Annotated in this window: 10 protein-coding genes; 1 reads left to right on the top strand and 9 read right to left on the bottom strand. The window is 74.6% G+C overall.

The window, feature by feature from the left end:
• Positions 1-144 precede the first annotated feature (144 nt).
• Positions 145-915 (bottom strand): siderophore-interacting protein, encoded by a 771-nt coding sequence (locus tag ACWGR4_RS47470; protein ID WP_452129634.1) that lies wholly within the window; start codon positions 913-915, stop codon positions 145-147.
• On the bottom strand, positions 912-2,414 hold the full coding sequence (locus tag ACWGR4_RS47465) for an MFS transporter (protein ID WP_380000894.1): 1,503 nt from the start codon (positions 2,412-2,414) through the stop codon (positions 912-914). Before ACWGR4_RS47465 ends, ACWGR4_RS47470 begins: the two co-directional genes overlap by 4 nt.
• Positions 2,415-2,542: 128 nt before the next feature.
• On the opposite strand from ACWGR4_RS47465, the gene ACWGR4_RS47460 reads away from it, so the two are divergent.
• Positions 2,543-3,454 (top strand): LysR family transcriptional regulator, encoded by a 912-nt coding sequence (locus ACWGR4_RS47460; RefSeq protein ID WP_395786818.1) that lies wholly within the window; start codon positions 2,543-2,545, stop codon positions 3,452-3,454.
• Between the two features lie 20 nt (positions 3,455-3,474).
• On the opposite strand, the gene ACWGR4_RS47455 is transcribed toward ACWGR4_RS47460, so the two are convergent.
• The 7 genes from ACWGR4_RS47455 to ACWGR4_RS47425 all read right to left on the bottom strand — a co-directional run.
• The gene (locus ACWGR4_RS47455; protein WP_380000898.1) at positions 3,475-3,927 is read right to left on the bottom strand and encodes a VOC family protein; all 453 of its coding nucleotides are present in this window, start codon (positions 3,925-3,927) and stop codon (positions 3,475-3,477) included.
• 119 nt (positions 3,928-4,046) lie between these two features.
• Entirely contained in the window at positions 4,047-4,844 is a 798-nt protein-coding gene (locus tag ACWGR4_RS47450) for a PhzF family phenazine biosynthesis protein (RefSeq protein ID WP_452129633.1), read from the bottom strand.
• Positions 4,845-4,849: 5 nt separating this feature from the next.
• On the bottom strand, positions 4,850-8,686 hold the full coding sequence (locus ACWGR4_RS47445; RefSeq protein ID WP_452129632.1) for a VWA domain-containing protein: 3,837 nt from the start codon (positions 8,684-8,686) through the stop codon (positions 4,850-4,852).
• Positions 8,687-8,743: 57 nt separating this feature from the next.
• On the bottom strand, positions 8,744-10,573 hold the full coding sequence (locus tag ACWGR4_RS47440) for a vWA domain-containing protein (RefSeq protein WP_452129631.1): 1,830 nt from the start codon (positions 10,571-10,573) through the stop codon (positions 8,744-8,746).
• A 3-nt stretch (positions 10,574-10,576) separates the two neighbouring features.
• On the bottom strand, positions 10,577-11,548 hold the full coding sequence (locus tag ACWGR4_RS47435) for a hypothetical protein (protein WP_452129630.1): 972 nt from the start codon (positions 11,546-11,548) through the stop codon (positions 10,577-10,579).
• A complete protein-coding gene (locus ACWGR4_RS47430; RefSeq protein WP_452129629.1) occupies positions 11,545-13,503 on the bottom strand; it encodes a hypothetical protein in 1,959 nt (652 codons plus the stop codon). The genes ACWGR4_RS47435 and ACWGR4_RS47430 overlap by 4 nt, the downstream gene beginning before the upstream one ends.
• Positions 13,504-13,748: 245 nt before the next feature.
• On the bottom strand, positions 13,749-16,261 hold a 2,513-nt coding region (locus tag ACWGR4_RS47425; protein ID WP_452134348.1), incomplete at its 5' end, for an SAV_2336 N-terminal domain-related protein.

Below are 16,261 nucleotides of genomic sequence, written 5' to 3'. Positions count from 1 at the left end.
CCGGGGGGCTCGCGCGGCCCCCGCTGACCCCCTCCCCCCGCCTGTCCGGGGGGTTTATCACGATTTTGGGCCCCCCCCGTAAGGGGGTTGGGGCCCGGTCCGCGCGGCCGCCGGCCCCCCCGGCGCCCGTTCACGCCCGGCCCGCTACTCCATGCCGGTGCGTCCCGGCGACCAGAAGGGCTTGGTGAGCACCGATCTGCGGTCCCAGCCGTGGTCGGCGACCAGGCGGTCCCGAACCAGCTTGACCGTCCTCGCCTCGCCCGCCACATACGCCACCCCGGGCGTCGCGGGCAGCGCCAGTCGGCCCACCGCCGCGGCCAGGGTCGCCGAGGACGCCGCCGACGCGTCGCCGCGTTCGAGCCAGGTGAGCCGTTCGGCGTGCGGCATCGGCAGCCGATCGGCCGCGCCCGCGGTCTCGATCACCCCGTACACATCCGCCCCGGAGCCCACCGCCGCCAGCATCGCGCCCAGTGCCACCGACGCGGTCTCCTCGCCGACGAACACGTTGTACGGCGCGTCGGGACGCAGCACGAAGCCGCCCTCGGGCCGGCCGAACCGGACCCGGTCACCGCACCGCGCCGCCCGACCCCACGCGGCTCCCGGCCCCGTGCCGCCGTCGTGGTCCAGTACGCACAGATCCAGCGTCCCGGCCGCCGGGTCGTGGGCCCAGACCGAGTAGGTGCGCAGCAAGTTGCCCATCCCCTTGCGCCAACCCGCCATCGAGAGCACGTCGTTCACGTGCACCCGGACCTGTTGGCCGGGCCGGCAGGCCACCCCGCGCAACCCCGCGTCCTCGATCCGGATCCGGCGCATCCGGGCCGCGATCGACTCGGTCTCGACGATCGTGCCGGACAGGAACACCCGGTCGAGCAGTCGGTTCATCGGCCCCCGGCGCCGACTCGTCTCGGGGCTCATGCGGCGCTCCCGGAGGACACCCGGACGGCCGAGGTGCCGGCCCGGTCGCGATAGCCCACCGCGACCGCGGCGGTGGCCACCAGGACCAGGACGCCGACCACCAGCAGGCCCATCGACATCGCGTCGGTGAACGAGTCCACCACGCGGGCGTGTTCCGCGCCGCGGGCCCTGGACAGTTCCACCGCCGGCTGACCGTCGAACCGCACGGCCAGGATGGTGCCGAACACCGCGACCCCGAGCGCGGCGCCGATCTCACGGGCGGCGGTGTTCAGACCGGAGCCCAACCCCGCCTGGTGCCTGGGCAGTTCGGAGACCACGCCGAAGGAGAGCGCGGGCGCGCACAGTCCCATGCCCGCGGACAGGATCAACAGGTAGGCGGCGTAGATCGCGTACGGGGTGCGGGCGTCCACCGTCGCCATGCACAACAACCCGACCCCGATCAGGCCCAGGCCCAGCACCACCAACGGCCGGGCGCCGAAGCGTTGTTGCGCCTTGACCGCGACCTTGGGCGCGAGCGCCATGCCGACCGTGAGCGGGACGATCGCAAAGCCCGTGCGCATGGCCGAGTAGCCCTTGACGTATTGCAGGTACTGGGCGTTGATGAAGAACAGCGCGAACAGTCCGAAGAAGCTCGCGCCGATCCCGAGCACGCCGGCCCGCAACTTGGCGGACTTGAACACGCGCGGGTCGAGCAGGGGGTTCCTCGCCCGCAGCGCGTACAGCACGAAGCCGAGCAGGAGCACGCCGCCCAGCGCGAAGCCGCCGATCACGTGCGTGGAGCCCCAGCCGAACTCCGGGCCCTCGATGATCCCGTACAACACCGCGACCAGACCGGCGATCAGCAGCGCGGCGCCGATCGGGTCGAGCGCGGCCGGATGCGTCTCGGTGCGGGGGGTGACCCACTGCACGACCGCGGCGAGCACCAGGGCGAGCGGGACCATGATCCAGAACAGGCCCTGCCAGGGCAGGTACTCCTGGACCAGACCGCCGCCGACGTTGCCGAGCAGGCCGCCCAGTCCGACCGCGAGCGTCCAGGACGCCATCGCCTGCGGGCGGCGTTCGGCCGGGAAGACGTGCATCAGGATGGACATGGTCGCGGGCATGATCAGCGCGGCGCCCGCGCCGGAGATGCCGCGACCGGCGATCAGCGTGGCGGAGTTCGTGGCGAGCGCACTGACCGCGGCCCCGGCGGCGAACACGCCGAGCCCGGCGAGCAGCGCGCCCTTGCGGCCGTAGCGGTCGCCGAGCGCGCCGGCGGGGATCAGCAGGCCGGCGAAGACGATCACGTAGGCGTCGACGATCCACAGGATGCTGTCGGCGGACGGATGCAGCCGGGACGCGGCCAGTTGCGGAATGGCCAGGTTGATCGCGGCGACCATACTCTGCGCGACCAGCACACAGGCGCACATCGCGATCAGCACGGCGCGCGAGGAGCCGGCGCGTTCGGTTTCGGCACCGTCGGCGCGCCGCGCCGACGTGCCCAGGACGGGCGTGGACATGGGTCCCCCAGGAACTGACTGTCTGCGAAGGAAAGGAAGCACGGGTGGTACGGGGAACTGCGTGTCCGGACTCCTTCACCGTAGGCTGGGGCACCGATTTACTCCAATGCATGTATCGCATGGAAAGGATGCGTGTGACGCAATCCGGGATGGACCTCAACCTGCTCACCGCGCTCGACGCGCTCCTGGAGGAGTGCAGCGTCTCCGGCGCGGCGCAGCGGATGCACCTGTCCGAGCCGGCCATGAGCCGCACACTGGGCCGGATCCGCAAGGCGCTGGGCGACCCGGTCCTGGTCCGGGCCGGGCGCACGATGGTACCCACGCCGCACGCGCTGGCCATCCGATCCGAGGTGCGGGTGGTACTGGAGCGCGCCCGGACGTTGTTCACCGCGGCCGGCGAGGTGGACCTGCGGACGATGTCCCGCACCTTCACCGTGCTGTCGCACGACGCGTTCACCGCGGCCTGCGCCGCGGAGCTGTTCACGCGCGCGGCGCGGGAGGCCCCGGGAGTACGGCTGAAGTTCCTGGCAGAGAGTCACACCGACACCGAGGCGCTCCGCGACGGGATCGCCGACCTGGAGGTGGGCGTGATCGACGCCACCGCACCGGAGGTACTGACCGAGCACCTGTTCGACGACCGTATGGTCGGCTGCGTCCGGGCCGGGCACCCGCTCCTGCGCGGCCGGTGTACGCCGGAGCGATTCGCCGCGGCCGAGCATCTGATCGTGTCCCGACGCGGCAAGCTGCACGGCCCGGTCGACACCGCGCTGGCCGAACTCGGACTCACCCGGCGGGTGGTGGGCGCCGTGCCGACCTACCCGTCCTCGCTGTTCATCCTGCTGGAAGGCGACCTGGTCGGCCTGGTCGCGGCGCAGTTGATCGGCCTGACCGAGGCTCGGGGGTTGCGCACCTTCGAGGTTCCGCTGTCGTTGCCGCCGCTGCCGATGGGACTGGCCTGGCATCCGCGCCACGACGCCGATCCGGGGCACGCGTGGCTGCGGGGGTGTGTGCGCGACGTGTTGACGGCGGGCAGGACGTGACGGCGCGCGGGGCGGTCGGGTCAGCCGTCGAGGCGCATCAGTTCGATCCGGGTACCGTCCGGGTCGGCCAGGAACACCAGTTCGGTCGATCCGGTCTCGCTCGGCAGGCTCGCCCGGGTCCCGGCCAGCAGCGTGCCGCCGTGTTCGACCAACCGGGCGGCGGCGGCGTCCACGTCCTCGACCAGGAAGGACAGGTGGGTCAGCCCGATTTGATTGCGCCGCCGCGAGGGTTCGCCCTGCGGTTCGGGCGAGGCGTAGTACAGCAGCTCGACGACCATGCCCTCCTTGGCGATCAGCTGGGAGACCAGGCGTACGTCACCCTCGACCTCCAGGGTGTGTGCGACCTCGTTGCCCACGTCGTAGCGGGCCACGGGGGCGAAGCCCAGGCCGTCGCGGTAGAACCGCAGCGCCCGATCCAGGTCGGTGACGCACACGCCGAGGTGGGACGGGGTATAGCTGACGGCGTCGGACACGGCGCGACTCCCGAGGTTGCTGACGGTGCGTCAGGTCCAGTGGTGCCCGCACGCTAGCAACGACGGGCGCAATGATCCACCACCGTGTCGGGCGGAGAACCCGCCGGTCGCCCCCGGGCTCAGTCGGTGATCAGGTCGCCTTCGAGCACGGTGACCGCCGCGCCGGACAGCCGTACCCGGTCGCCGACCAGCTCCACCCCGACCGTGCCGCCACGCGCGGACAGTTGCCCGCCGGTCATCCGGCGGCGATCCAGGCGCGGGGCCCAGTAGGGGCCGAGCACGCAGTGCGCCGAGCCGGTGACCGGGTCCTCGGCGACGCCGACCGAGGGCGCGAACACCCGCGAGACGAAGTCGACCCGCCCCTCCCCCACGGCGGTGACGATCACCGCCCGATACGGCAGCGTGGCCAGCATCGCCAGGTCCGGCGCCACCGTACGCACCGCCGCCGCCGACGCCACCTCCACCAGCAGGTCGTCACCGCCGGCCGCGACCAGGATCGGCTCCACCCCGAGCGCCAGGCCCAGTTCGGTCGGGATCGGCACCTCGCGCGGCGGCAGCGCCGGGAAGTCCAGGACCACGCCGGCGCTGTCGAGCGACGCGGTCAGCACCCCGCTGCGGGTGGCGAAGCGGATTCGCGACGCCGGCGCCGACCCCTGCCCGAACAACACATGCGCGGTGGCCAGCGTCGCGTGCCCGCACAGGTCCACCTCGGTCTGCGGGGTGAACCAGCGCAGCCCGAAGTCCGCCGCGTCGCCCGTGGCCGGCACCGCGAACGCGGTCTCCGAGTAGCCCAGTTCGGCCGCCACCGACTGCATCCAGGCGACGTCGTCGGCATGTGCCGCGTCGGGCAGGCACACCCCCGCCGGATTGCCTCGGAACGGCCGGTCGGTGAATGCGTCCACGACGTAAATGCGCATGCCGTTCACCGTACCCAACGACGTCGAACACGCGGGCGTACCCAGGACCATCCGAACCACGCCACCCCGGCGACGGCGAGCGTGCCCAGGCCCGCGAGCAGCCACGGCCACCAGCTCAGGTCCACCCGCTCGTCGCCCCGGTAGAGCAGTTCGTCGCCCGCGATGTCCGTGCGCGGCGCGAGCCGGGCGTCCGGGAGTTGCTCCTTGATCGTCTCGGCCAGCGGGCTGTGCACCTCCCCCACCACGCGCGCCCGCGCGTCGTAGTGACCGGCGTCCGCCCACATGCCGTCCGTGTGGTGCGTACGCGCGGCCAGATTGACCGAGAAGTAGACCGGCTGCCCGGGAGCCAGCAGCGGCGCGCCGTCCTTGAGACCGACCACACCCACGCCGTCCACCCGCAACCGGGTCACCTGGAGCGGCACCCGGGTGGTGCCGGCCACCAGGCGCAGGCACATCTCGCGCCCCGAGGACAGATCGAGTCGCCGGTCCGGCGGAACCGGCCGGAAGGCACGGCAGTCCACCGCGTCCGGCTGCTCCGGCGGCGGCATCAGCCAGGTCGCCTGCACACCCTTGTCCCGATCCGCGTCGACGAACCGGGCCGCGTGCCGCAGGTACAGACCGGTCCGCACCTGGGCCAGCGCGACGCCCGGGTCGGCCGGATCGTCGCGCAACACCCGCGTGTTCGGCAACACCCGCTGCAGGGCCGGCCCCGCACTGCTGTCACTGGCCAGCGGGACGGCGAAGCCGGACACCGCACGGCCCTCCTCGCCGAGCCGGTCGAAGTCCTTGCGCAGGTCCGGGCCCACCGCGTCGCGGGCCGCGTCCGAGATCAGCACGACCCCGTCGACCGAATCCGGCGCGGAGGTGCGCAACACCACAAGGGCCCGCTCCAGCGCCGCGTGCACATCGCTCGGCGGCTCGGCCCTGATCGACGGCGCACCGCCCGCCGGGATCCCGTCGGCCGGCTCGCTCGGGCGCGGCGGGGGCAGGCGCGCGGCCATCGCCGCCGGGTCGGTGACCGGCTCCAGGCCGTTGCCATGCTCGGTCGCCACACCGTCGAAGGTGACCAGCGCGACCCGGTCGCGCGCGGACAGCCGGGCCAGGAAAGCGGTCAGCGCGGACCTGGCCGTGGCATAACGCCCGGTGCGCTGCATCGAGGCCGAGGTGTCCACGAGGATCACGTAGTTCACCCGCTCCCGGTCCGCGCCCAGGGTGGTGATCAGGCGCTCGGCGCCGTAGGGGTCGGGCGGTTCGGTCCTCGCGGTCGTGGGGCGCGCGGCGGCCGCGGCGCCACCCGGCGGCACCGCGGCCAAAAGGGCGATCAGCGCGAGGATCGCCGGTATCGCCAGCACCCGCAGCGCGTCGCCGTGCTTGAGCGCGGTCCGCAACTGCTTGAGGTGGCGGCGGAACGTCTCGAACTCCTCCTGCTCGCGTTCGACGATCGACGCCGCGGCCTCCGGCCCCCACGCGTGCGCGGCGATCGACACCCGGATCGCGCGCAGCTCCTCCCGGGCCTGCGCCGGGGTGCCGCCGCGCACGATCAACTCCCGTTCCAGGCTCGGCAGCAGCAGGTCGCGTTCGCGGTCGGGCGCGGCATGCCACCAGCGACCGACCTCGTGCACGTACAGGTCGCGCCGCGGGCGGCCCGCGCCGTCCACGATCTCGCCCGCCCACACCCCGGCCGCCGCCACCGCGTCCACCCCGCGCAGCGCGTTGCGGAACCAGCCGCTCGCGGCGCGTCCGGCCAACTCCGGGCGGGCCCGGGCGATCGCCGCCCACCACGCGTCGTCCAGGCCGGGCAGTTCGGCGAGCCGCGCATCGGCGAGCACCGCGTCCGCGACCGCGGCGGTGACCGCCGGATCGCCGGCGCGCACCAGTTCGCCGAGCAGTTCGGGGGTGACCGCCACCGCGCGCAGCAGCGCCGCGATCCACCCGGCGAACCGCCCCTCGGCGACCGGCTCGTGCCGCAGCGCCAGCAGATCGGCGGCCACATAGGGTCCGTCCGTCGGCGCACCACCGAGCGCCAGCCGCAGTACGTCGGCCCGCACACGCGCGGCGACCGGCGCCCCGGGCCCCAGCGGCTTCTCCAGGAGCGCGGCCAGTCCGCGCGCGGCGGGGTCGGCGCGCTGCTCGGTGAGCGGGACCAGGGTCGGCCACAGGTCGTGCAGCACCGCCGCGATCGTGGCGGTGTCGGTGTGTCCGGCCACGCGCAGGGTGAACACCGCCTCGGCGGGCGGGATCTCGGCCGGCCGCAACCGCTCGCCCGCGAGCAGCGCGTACGGCGCCAACCACTCCGGCGCCCGGTCGTCCCACGGGCGGATCACCTCCAACCACGCGCCCAGGTCGGCGCCCGCGGTGTCCAGGAGGCGGCGCAGCACCACGGGGTGATTCCACAACGCGTCGTAGAGCGCGGGCACCTCGGTGGTCGGGGTGGGCCCCAGCAGTCGGCACAGATCGGCGACCAGCGCCTCCGGCGAGACCACGTCCGCGTCGGCCTTCCCCGCGCCGTTGACCGAGGGTTCGGGCACGCGCAGGGCCCGCGCGTCGAGGCCGGCGGGCGGGGTGGAGCCGGCCAGGAGCGGCGGCACCGGGCCGAGCAGGACGTGCACGAGCCGATCCCCGCGCCCGGCCGCCACCGCCGTATTCCACCCCAGCGCCAGGCTCGCCGGGCGGGCGCGCAGCGCGGCGGCCATGTCCCGAGTCACCTCGTCGCCGTCCTCGGCCCGCCAGCGCTCGGCGATCGGCGCGGCCAGCGCGACGTCGCCGCCGAGCAGCCGCTCCATCGGCGACGGGGGCGACGGGGGCGACGGACGTGCCGGTGGCGGGGACGCCGGCCGGGCGGGCGACGGCGACGGGCGTGCCGATGCCGCCCGCGCCTCCACGCCCGGCGCACGCGAACTCGGCCCGGCCGGATCGCCGGCGGCGAACCGGGCGGCCGCACGGCCCGGTTCCGCCCCCGGGGCCGACCCGACCCGCACGCCCGACCCGCTCGCGCCCCCCGCTCCCGCGTCCGGCCCGAACCGAGCGCCCACCTCGGCGAGCAGCCCGAGCAGGCGGTCCCCGGCCACCGGCGTGCCCGCCTCGCGCAGAGTCGCGAGCGCGGCCACCAGCGGGTCGAGCCCGATGCGGCGGCGCAGCATGGTCAGTTCGCCCAGGTAGGCACGGGCGGCGGGGAGGTCGGGCACGGCCGGCACGCCGTCCAGGGCGACCCGGACCGTCCCCGGCGTGGGCACCCGGCCGAAGGCGAGTCGGGGGCGCAGTCGGCCGGTGGGGCCGAGCGAGGTGGCGAAGCGCAGTCCGGCACGGCAGCCGTACGGGAGCAACGCGGTGATCCGGTCCAGGAGTTCGAGCCGGGCCCGGCTGTCCAGGCGGTCGGCGCCGGTGATCACCACTGGGCCGGCCAGGACCGCCGCCGCGACCCCCGCGAGCCATTCGAAGTCGGCCGGGTGCAAGCCGACGGCCGGCGGCGGCCCGGGCAGCCGTACCCGGAGCGGCCGTTCCCGGTCGGTGGGCAGGTCGATGCCGCGAAAGGCCAGCCACAGTGCGGTGTACGTGGCGCCTGCGGCGGCGATCTCGGCGTAGGGCGCGGTGAAGTAGCGCACCCCCTCCGGATCGCGCAGCGTCATCGCGACGAACGAGTCCTCGCGCCCGGCGCCGGTCACCCCGACCCAGCCGGGCGGCGCGTACTCGTCCAGCGTGGGTCGCACCAACCGCTCGAAATGCTCCCGCCGTTCGGGTCCCGCGCTGCACGCCGGCACCGCGCCGTCGTGGTACCAGGCCCAATGCGCCCGCAACGTGCCCGCGGTCTCGCGGGGGCGGTCGTGTCGGTCGGTCGCGTCCACGTGAACCTTTCCGTGCGGGATGCCGGTCGAGGTCGGGTCCGGTGCCCGCACACGATGTCAGCGAGGCGGCCGGGGGGTCGGGGTCGGGGGGATCAATCCTGCCGGTGCTACCGGTGTGTGTTGTTCCCCGGGATCGGGCCGGGTGATCCCCGAGTACCGGCCGTTCTGCGCGGGGGTGTCGATCGGAGCCGGCTCCGCGGTGGTCGACTCCGGGTCGGCGCCGCCGGGCCGCGGTGCGGGCGGCCGGCGCAACACCCGGGCGCGGACGCCGTACAGCATGGTGGCGTCGTCGACGCCCAGCCGCCGTCGGGACGTGTGCACGCGCCCGTCGCGCTCGTGGCGCGCGGTCAACGTCACACCGCGTCCGGAGCGCGGCCGACGGCCCCGGGCCAGGAAGGACGTGATCGCGCCGGCCGCCGGATCGTGCTCGTGGGTCCAGCGGTGGCGCATTCCCAGGGCCGGATGTGCCGTGCCCTCGGGGAACTCCGATCGTTCCTCCTCCATGCTCAGTTCGATGTACACACCGGCCGGGAACCAGCGCCACGCCGCCGTTCCCCCCGCCGCGACCAGTGCCATCGCCGCCACCAGGAGGGCCCACACCGACCACATGACCGATCCGCGCACCCGGCCGGTGTAGGCCAGTCGGCCGTCGCGCAGGCCGGCGGCGGCGTACGGGCCCGGCACCCGCAGCAGGTCGGCGAACTCGGCGGCCCGGGTGGCGGTCACGGTGCCCTGCAGGGTCGTCGACGCGGCGTAGGTCCGCGATCGGGCGAACAGGTCGGTGCGGGTGCGCTCGTGCGCCCGCACCTCGATCGGGAAGTGTCGCGGCACCCCGGGTTCCAGGGTGATCGGGTCGCGCGGCAGCGCCCGATCGATCGCCGGATCGCCGGTGTGCAGGTCGGCGACGGTCAACCGGATGCGGTGCGCGGTGGAGACCAGGGTCAGGCAGAGCGTGCCGCGGGCGGACAGGTCGATCGGGTCGACCGGCGGCTCGGCGCCGGCGCAGTCGGCGTCGGTGGGGCGGGCGCCGCGCGGGTGTGCGGGCGCCGGGGCGAACCGGGCCCGGACCGTCGCGTCCCGGTCCGCCTGCACCACTGCGACCCCCTTGCGCACGCGTGCGTCCTGTTCGAGGGCGCGCACCCGGGCCGCCTGCTCGGCGACCGAGCCGCTGAGCGTCTCGGCCCTGGGCAGCACCTTCGCGATCAGGTTGACCCCGCGCCCGTTGTCGCCGAGCGGCATCGCGTACGCGGCGATCGGGCCGCGTTCGGCGACCGCGTTGGCGTACTCCTGCCGCAACGCCTCCCACCCCGGCGCCGATTCGTCGGCGAAGCGGGGATTGTTCGGCGCGTACAGATCGGCGTCGGTGAGCACCACGATCGCGGTGGGCGGCCGATATCCGCCCGCCGACGGTTGGGCCGCGGCGACGATCCCGGACACCGACACCATCGCCGCGCCGAAGTCGCTCTCCACGTCGTTCGGCTTGGGCAACCCCGCGAGGAACGCGGAGACCGCGGCCTCGCCCCGGGGCGCCGCGTCCAGTGGCCGAAAGACGGTGGTGGTCGCGCCGAATCGGATCACCGAGATCCGGTCCCGGGGCTGCATCGCGGTCAACAGGTTGCGCAGCGCCGTCTTCGCCTCGTCGTAGCCGCCGTTCTCCCGCATCGACGTCGACACGTCGAGCACCATGTAGAAGTCGGCCGGTTGGGCGTCGGTACCCAACTCGTCCAGCAGTCGTGCGGTCGAATCGGCGGGCGGCTCGCCGTCGGCCCGGGCGACGGCGTGCGCCGGGGACGCGGCCGCGCACAGCGCGAGGATCAGCGACAGCACGGGGACCACGAGCCGGGTACGGGCCCGGGGCCGTCGGGGGTTGAGGGCGATTCGGGACATCGGTCATCCCCTCTTCGCGATGCGCACCGCGCGCATGCCGAGAATGGGTTCCAGCACACCCTGGGGGTGGGGCGGTCCGTCGAGGCGGTTGCCATGCGGGTCGACGTTGCGGCAATTCTCCGGGTCGATCCGGCCCGCGGAGCGGCGAAAGCCCGCCGCCGAGGTGGCGTAGTAGCGGATCCGGCCGAAGTGTCGCTCCAGGATGCCGGGCAGTTCGGCGGCGGCGGGGTTCGGGCACGGGCCGTCGCGCTCGCACAACCGGTGGAAGTACGCCTCGGGGTCGCGCACCCGGACCCGGCCGTCGCGGCCCAACTCGGCCCAGGCACCCAGGCGGGCCTCCCGATACAGCGTCATGTCGTCGATCTTGGTGACGCACACGGCCGGTTCGAAGGGCAACAGGCCGCGGGGGTCGGTGCGCGGCTGGAGGTCGGCGGCGGCTTCGGTGAGCACGCGGTCCAGCGCGCGTATCGCTTCCTCGCCCGTGCCGCTCGCGTCGGTGGGGTCGAACAGCACGATCAGGCCGGTGCAGTCGGCCAGGGTCTGCTTGACCGCGTCGCGCCGGGTGCTCGGATCCGGCAGCTCGGTGATCGTGGCCACGAATCGGCAGTGGTCGGTGAGCCGGTGCAGCGGCACGACGCGCGGGTCGCGCCGGAAGAGGAAGCGGTATCGCGTCGGCTCGGCGGTATCGACGCTCCCGTCGGGCTCGTCCGGGAACCGGTGTTCGTGCAGCAGCGCCTGGTCGGTGTGCCGGAGCAAGCGCTGGGTGGCGTCGTCCGTTCCGAACACCTTCCACCGGCGCGCGTGGTTTCGGCCGCCGCCGTGCCCGAGTGCGCGCGAGCGCTCCTCGGCGGCCTCGGGAATCATCGCGACGAACGTGGTGCGGCCCGATTCCGGCGCGCCCCACAGGGCTATCCGCTTCTCCAGGACCGCGCCACCGGTCGGCTCCCCGTCCCGGGTACCGTACGACCGCGTCATCGGCGCACCCCTTTCCCACCCGACTCGCCGGTCGAGGCCCTGGTGACCACGTCGAGCAGCAGCGGCGCGCCGGTCGTGCCGGTGAGCGCGGCGCGACCGAATCGCAGCAGGTCGGCGGGCGTGGTGCGGCCGAGTGTGAAACACCCGTCCGCGCCCAACAGCCGCCACGCCTTCAGGGTGCGATCGTGGACCCGGGGGTCCGCCGCGTCCGCATATCCGGGGTCGTCGGTCACCAGCAGGTACCGATCGCCCGGCCGGGCCGCCCGTCGGGCTGCCAGGTCCGCGTCCCATCGGCCACCGCCGTACGCCTGCGCCGGGTCCAGACCCTGCACGTAGGGGTGCGGGCCGCGCAGGCCGACGGTCACCACGAGGGTGGGTCGATGTACCCGCCGGCCGAGCGTGCTCGTGCGCAGCAGTGCGCACACCCGCTCCAGGGGTGCGGCGTACGGGTCCACCGCGGGTGTCCCGACCCAGTCGGCGATCGCCGCCCGGGTCGTGTCGGGCGGGGCGAAGTCGACCCGGCGCAGCGGGTCGTGGCGGCTGCGCCGGGGTCGGGGGTGGTCGTCGTAGCCGAGCACGGCGGCCCGCTCCCAGCACACGGACCGATCCCCGAGGGCCGCCTTCGCCAGCAGCGCGCGAACGAAGTCGAGCCGGGCGGCGCTCTGTTCGGGGGTGCCGCCCAATTCGACCACGCACAGGAGGTCGTAGACGGTCGACGGGTCCGGCCGCCAGAAGGGACGGGGCAGCGCGGCGACGGCGGCCTGCGGCCCCGCCGGCCGAAGGTCGGTGCGGCCGGCGCCCAGCACCCAGGCGGCCCCGCCGGAGGCGGTGACGTCGACCCGTCCCGGCCCGATCATCCGCACGGTGAGCCGGACTTCACCGGGTGGCGCGAACACGGTGACCCGTTCCAGCTCGGACCACGCGCCGGGGTCGGCCACGTCGGCGACCGCCACCGCGACGTCGTGCCCGTCCGGGCCTTCGCCGCGCAGGCCGAGGGTGATCTCGGCAAGCGGGGGGCCGTCGGCCGCACCCGGCGTCGCGCCTCGATCGAGGAGCAGGGTTCGATCCGAGTCCTCCGATCCCGGGTCGACGCCGACCAGGTGCAGCGGGTGGCGGGCGGGCACGTCGAGGGCCAACAGTTCGATCAGGTCGGGGAGTTCGATGCTCTCGTCGTCGAGGGGAGCGCCGCCGAGCACGGCGGCCGGCCGCACCTGCTCCCGCACCACCTCGGCCGCGAGCGCGCACCAGGTCCACTCCGGGCGGCGTTCCACCAGCACCAGGGCCCAGGCCCGCTCCCAGGGGCCACCCGGCAGCGCGCGCCAACCACTGGGATCGGCCCAGTTGTCCCGCAGCGTCGACCGGGCCCGGGAAGCCAGCGCCTCGGGAGCCTCGGCCGTGCCCACGGCCGGTCGCCGACCCACCCCGCCGGCCAGGGTCAGGTCGCGGGCCGCGTCGTCCTCGGGCAGCCAGGGCACCACCTCGCGCCAGTCGTGGCGCGTCCGGTTGGCCGAGGGCGCGCCGAGGAAGCCGCGTTCGTCGAGCGTCACCCACTGCGCGGCCAGGTACCGGGTCCCGATGTCCACGAACAACACCAGGTCCAGTTCGCCGGCGGTCAGCGCGGTGAGCAGGGTGAGCACCGCGGCCCGTCCGGTCCCCGGGACCGATGCGGCGACGGCCAACGGAGCCTCGGGGACCACCGGGCCGAACCTGACCAGATCGGCCGGCGCCCGGGGCACCTCGGTCAACCCGCGCGCATGCGCGATCCGGAGCACGGCCGCGTAATCGAAGGCCCGCGCCGCGTCCTGGTAGGCGGTGGGCCCGGGATCGACCGGCGGCCACGCGCAGGTCCGGCAAGGGCCCACGACCGGAGCCGGCCCCCAGCAGACGGGGCACACCGCCTCCGGGATCGTGTCCCGCTCGCCCGGCACGCGCGGACCCGTCGACGCCGTGCTCACCGCTCACCGACCCGTCGCTGAACTCCCGGCACGAATCCCCCCGTTCGTCCCCTCCGGAGCACCCCGCCGACGCCTCACCGGTCGTGGAGCCCCGGGTATGTCGACCTCGCGGGTCGGCGAACGACCCTGCACGCGGTGACGACCACTTACCCGCAGTGGCCGATCGTAGTCCCGCGCATGGCCGACTCGAAGCGTTTCCCATGGGTTGTGATCAGTCGTCCGCCGGCCCGTGATCCGAGCGTCGGTCAGTCGACCACCACGGGCCCTTCCAGCGACGTCACCGTGCCGTCGAGCCCGGCGAGGATCAGCCGCCCCCGGGCGGCGACCGCCACGGACACCCCCACGTCGGAACGGATTTCGGCCACTCGGCGACCGGTGGCCAGGTCGTGGGTACGGATGCCGCCGGCCTCTCCGGCCACATGGACCAGCCCGTCCGCCAGGGTCACCCGCAGCCCGGGTTGCGGCACATCGGCGGTGCGCCATACCCGACGTCCCGACCCGGCGTCGAACGCGTGTAGGAAACCGTCGGTGGTCACCGCCACCACCAACCCGGCGCCGACCCCCGGTGTGCTCAACACCCCACCCGGCAACCGCGCCCGCCAGACGACCTCCCCATCTGCCCAGCGCAGCGCCGCGATCCCGGCGGTGGCGAGCGGGACGTACACGTGCTCTTCGTCGGCCACCGGGGCGGCGTGCACGGCCTCGGACAGGTCCTGCGACCACGAGGCGGATTCCGAGCCCGCGTGCCACGCCCCGACCCCGCCCGCCCGATCCACCGCCGCGGTCCGATCCGCCGAGACACACAATCCGGCAGGTATGCCCGAGCGCGTCCCCCCGAGTTCCGTCGTGTCGTTCGCGCCGTCGAGCCACACGACGCGGCCGTCCAAAGTGGCGACGAACAACCCGTCCGTACCGATCGGCCCCGGCACCAGCGCCACCACGGCGGCGTCGCCGACCCTCACCACGGTGTCCGGCGCGGACCTCCTCGTCGGGTCGTACCGATACAGCCCACCGTCGTCATGCCCCGCCCACACCCGTCCCGATGCCACCACCGGCGCACAGCGCGACGGCGCGCTCAGGTGCACCGTCCACCGAGCCATCCCCGTCAGCGGATCGAGGACCACCAGCGTCCCCGCCACGTCCTGCACCACGATCAGCCCGTCCGTGACCACCGGCCGCGCCCGGATCCAGTGGCTCATCCGCGTGGTCCACGCCCGGGTCAGCTCGCGCCGGCGCAACATCGGGCCGTTCGCCCGGGCCTCCAGGCGTCGGGCCCGGGGCCGGTAGTCGGGTCCGAGGCGATCCAGCAGCGTCGCGCCCACCCGGGCGAGCGGGCGGCTGTGCGGGCCGAGCAGGCCGACCGCGGCGGGCTCGCGCGCGGTGAGCAGGTCCTGGAAGTCGAACTCGGCGTGGCCGTTTCGATCGTGCAGGAACTCGGCGACCCGGAAGTACACCTCCAGGGCCGACCGTCGGCTCATCGCGGTCAGCAACGTCTCCCGGACCTGCTCGTCCAGGTCGTACACCACGTCGTCCGGTCGCGCCGCCTCGTCCCGATCCGGCGACTCGACCAGCAGGCCGCTCAGCATCACCTCGGCAACGAACGCGGGGTCCTCCCGCGCGAGCACCGCCGATTGCACGACGCGCATCGTGGCCGGGCTGATCGGCGCGGCGGCGAGTTTCCCGAGCAGTTCGACGGCGTCCGGGGAGGCACCGGCGCGGAACTCGGCGAGCCGTACCGCCGGTGTGCGCCGGTCCTCGGCCGGTACCGGGGTCGGCGCGGGCCCGGCCGCCGCCCCGCGCGGATCGAGCACCCAAGCGGGGCCCGCGAACTCGCGACCGCGCTCGTCGGTGATCATCCGGGCCCAGCGGGAGAGTTCGCTCCATCGGCCGGCTCGGCGATCCGCCGGGTCGTCCGCCCACAGGCCCTCGGGGTGCAGGCCGATCAGCGGGACGGCGACCCGTTCGGGCGGGCCCGTCCAGTGGGGGTCGTGCCGGAGCCGAAAGGCCGATCGGCGGGCGGCGCCCGCGCCTCGGCCGCGGAAGACGACCGGGGTGGACGGGATCCGCGCGCGATCCCACCAGCGCTTGGGCAGCAGGTTCAGCAGCACCACGGGACACTGTCTCCCCCACGAGGCGAGCATGGCCGCGGTCTGCGGGTGGGACCAGGCGCGGCCGACCCCGTCGGTGATCACCATGATGATCCGCCGTCCGGTGGGGCCGGCCGGTGCGGCGGGTTGGGCCGGCGTGCCGAACGGCGTGCGCAATACCGCGCGGCCGGGCACGTCGGTGTCGAGGGACCAGGAACGCATCGCGCGGAAGGTGCCGTTCCCGCTCACGAGTCGGGTGAACTCGGCGAGCAGGCGCCGCCACGGAGCGATCGAGGGCGCGGTGTCCACGACGAGGGCGAGTTCGAACCAGCGCTCCCTGGCCGGTTCGAGCACCGGCACGATCAGGTCGGTCAGCGCCGCGTGTTCCGCGGTGGCCTCCTCGTCCAGGACCACCGCGTCGGGCGCGGCGCCGTGCCGGCGCAACCGGCGCAGCAGGCGGGCGAGTTCGAGCCGGTCGGGCAGGATCGAGGCGGCCGGTGGCCGGGCCTCGTCGAGCCATGCGGGCAGGCGCGGTGCGGTCGCGCCCGCCCGGCCGGTGCCGATCTGCTCGATCGACTCGACGGAGTCGGGAACGGCGGTGAAGGCGAGGGAGGTCTCCGGGCGGGGGCCGCGCACCGCCGGCGGCGGGCGACGGGCGATCGGCGCCGGCG

It is taken from the genome of Embleya sp. NPDC055664, assembly GCF_053618075.1.
This window is presented reverse-complemented; position numbering and strand designations above follow the sequence as displayed.

Bases quoted from the DNA above. Each gene is read 5' to 3' on its own strand.
- ACWGR4_RS47460 (WP_395786818.1), top strand. From the start codon at position 2,543: ATGCGTGTGACGCAATCCGGGATGGACCTCAACCTGCTCACCGCGCTC.
- ACWGR4_RS47450 (WP_452129633.1), bottom strand. From the start codon at position 4,844: ATGCGCATTTACGTCGTGGACGCATTCACCGACCGGCCGTTCCGAGGC.
- ACWGR4_RS47465 (WP_380000894.1), bottom strand. From the start codon at position 2,414: ATGTCCACGCCCGTCCTGGGCACGTCGGCGCGGCGCGCCGACGGTGCC.
- ACWGR4_RS47440 (WP_452129631.1), bottom strand. From the start codon at position 10,573: ATGTCCCGAATCGCCCTCAACCCCCGACGGCCCCGGGCCCGTACCCGG.
- ACWGR4_RS47470 (WP_452129634.1), bottom strand. From the start codon at position 915: ATGAGCCCCGAGACGAGTCGGCGCCGGGGGCCGATGAACCGACTGCTC.
- ACWGR4_RS47435 (WP_452129630.1), bottom strand. From the start codon at position 11,548: ATGACGCGGTCGTACGGTACCCGGGACGGGGAGCCGACCGGTGGCGCG.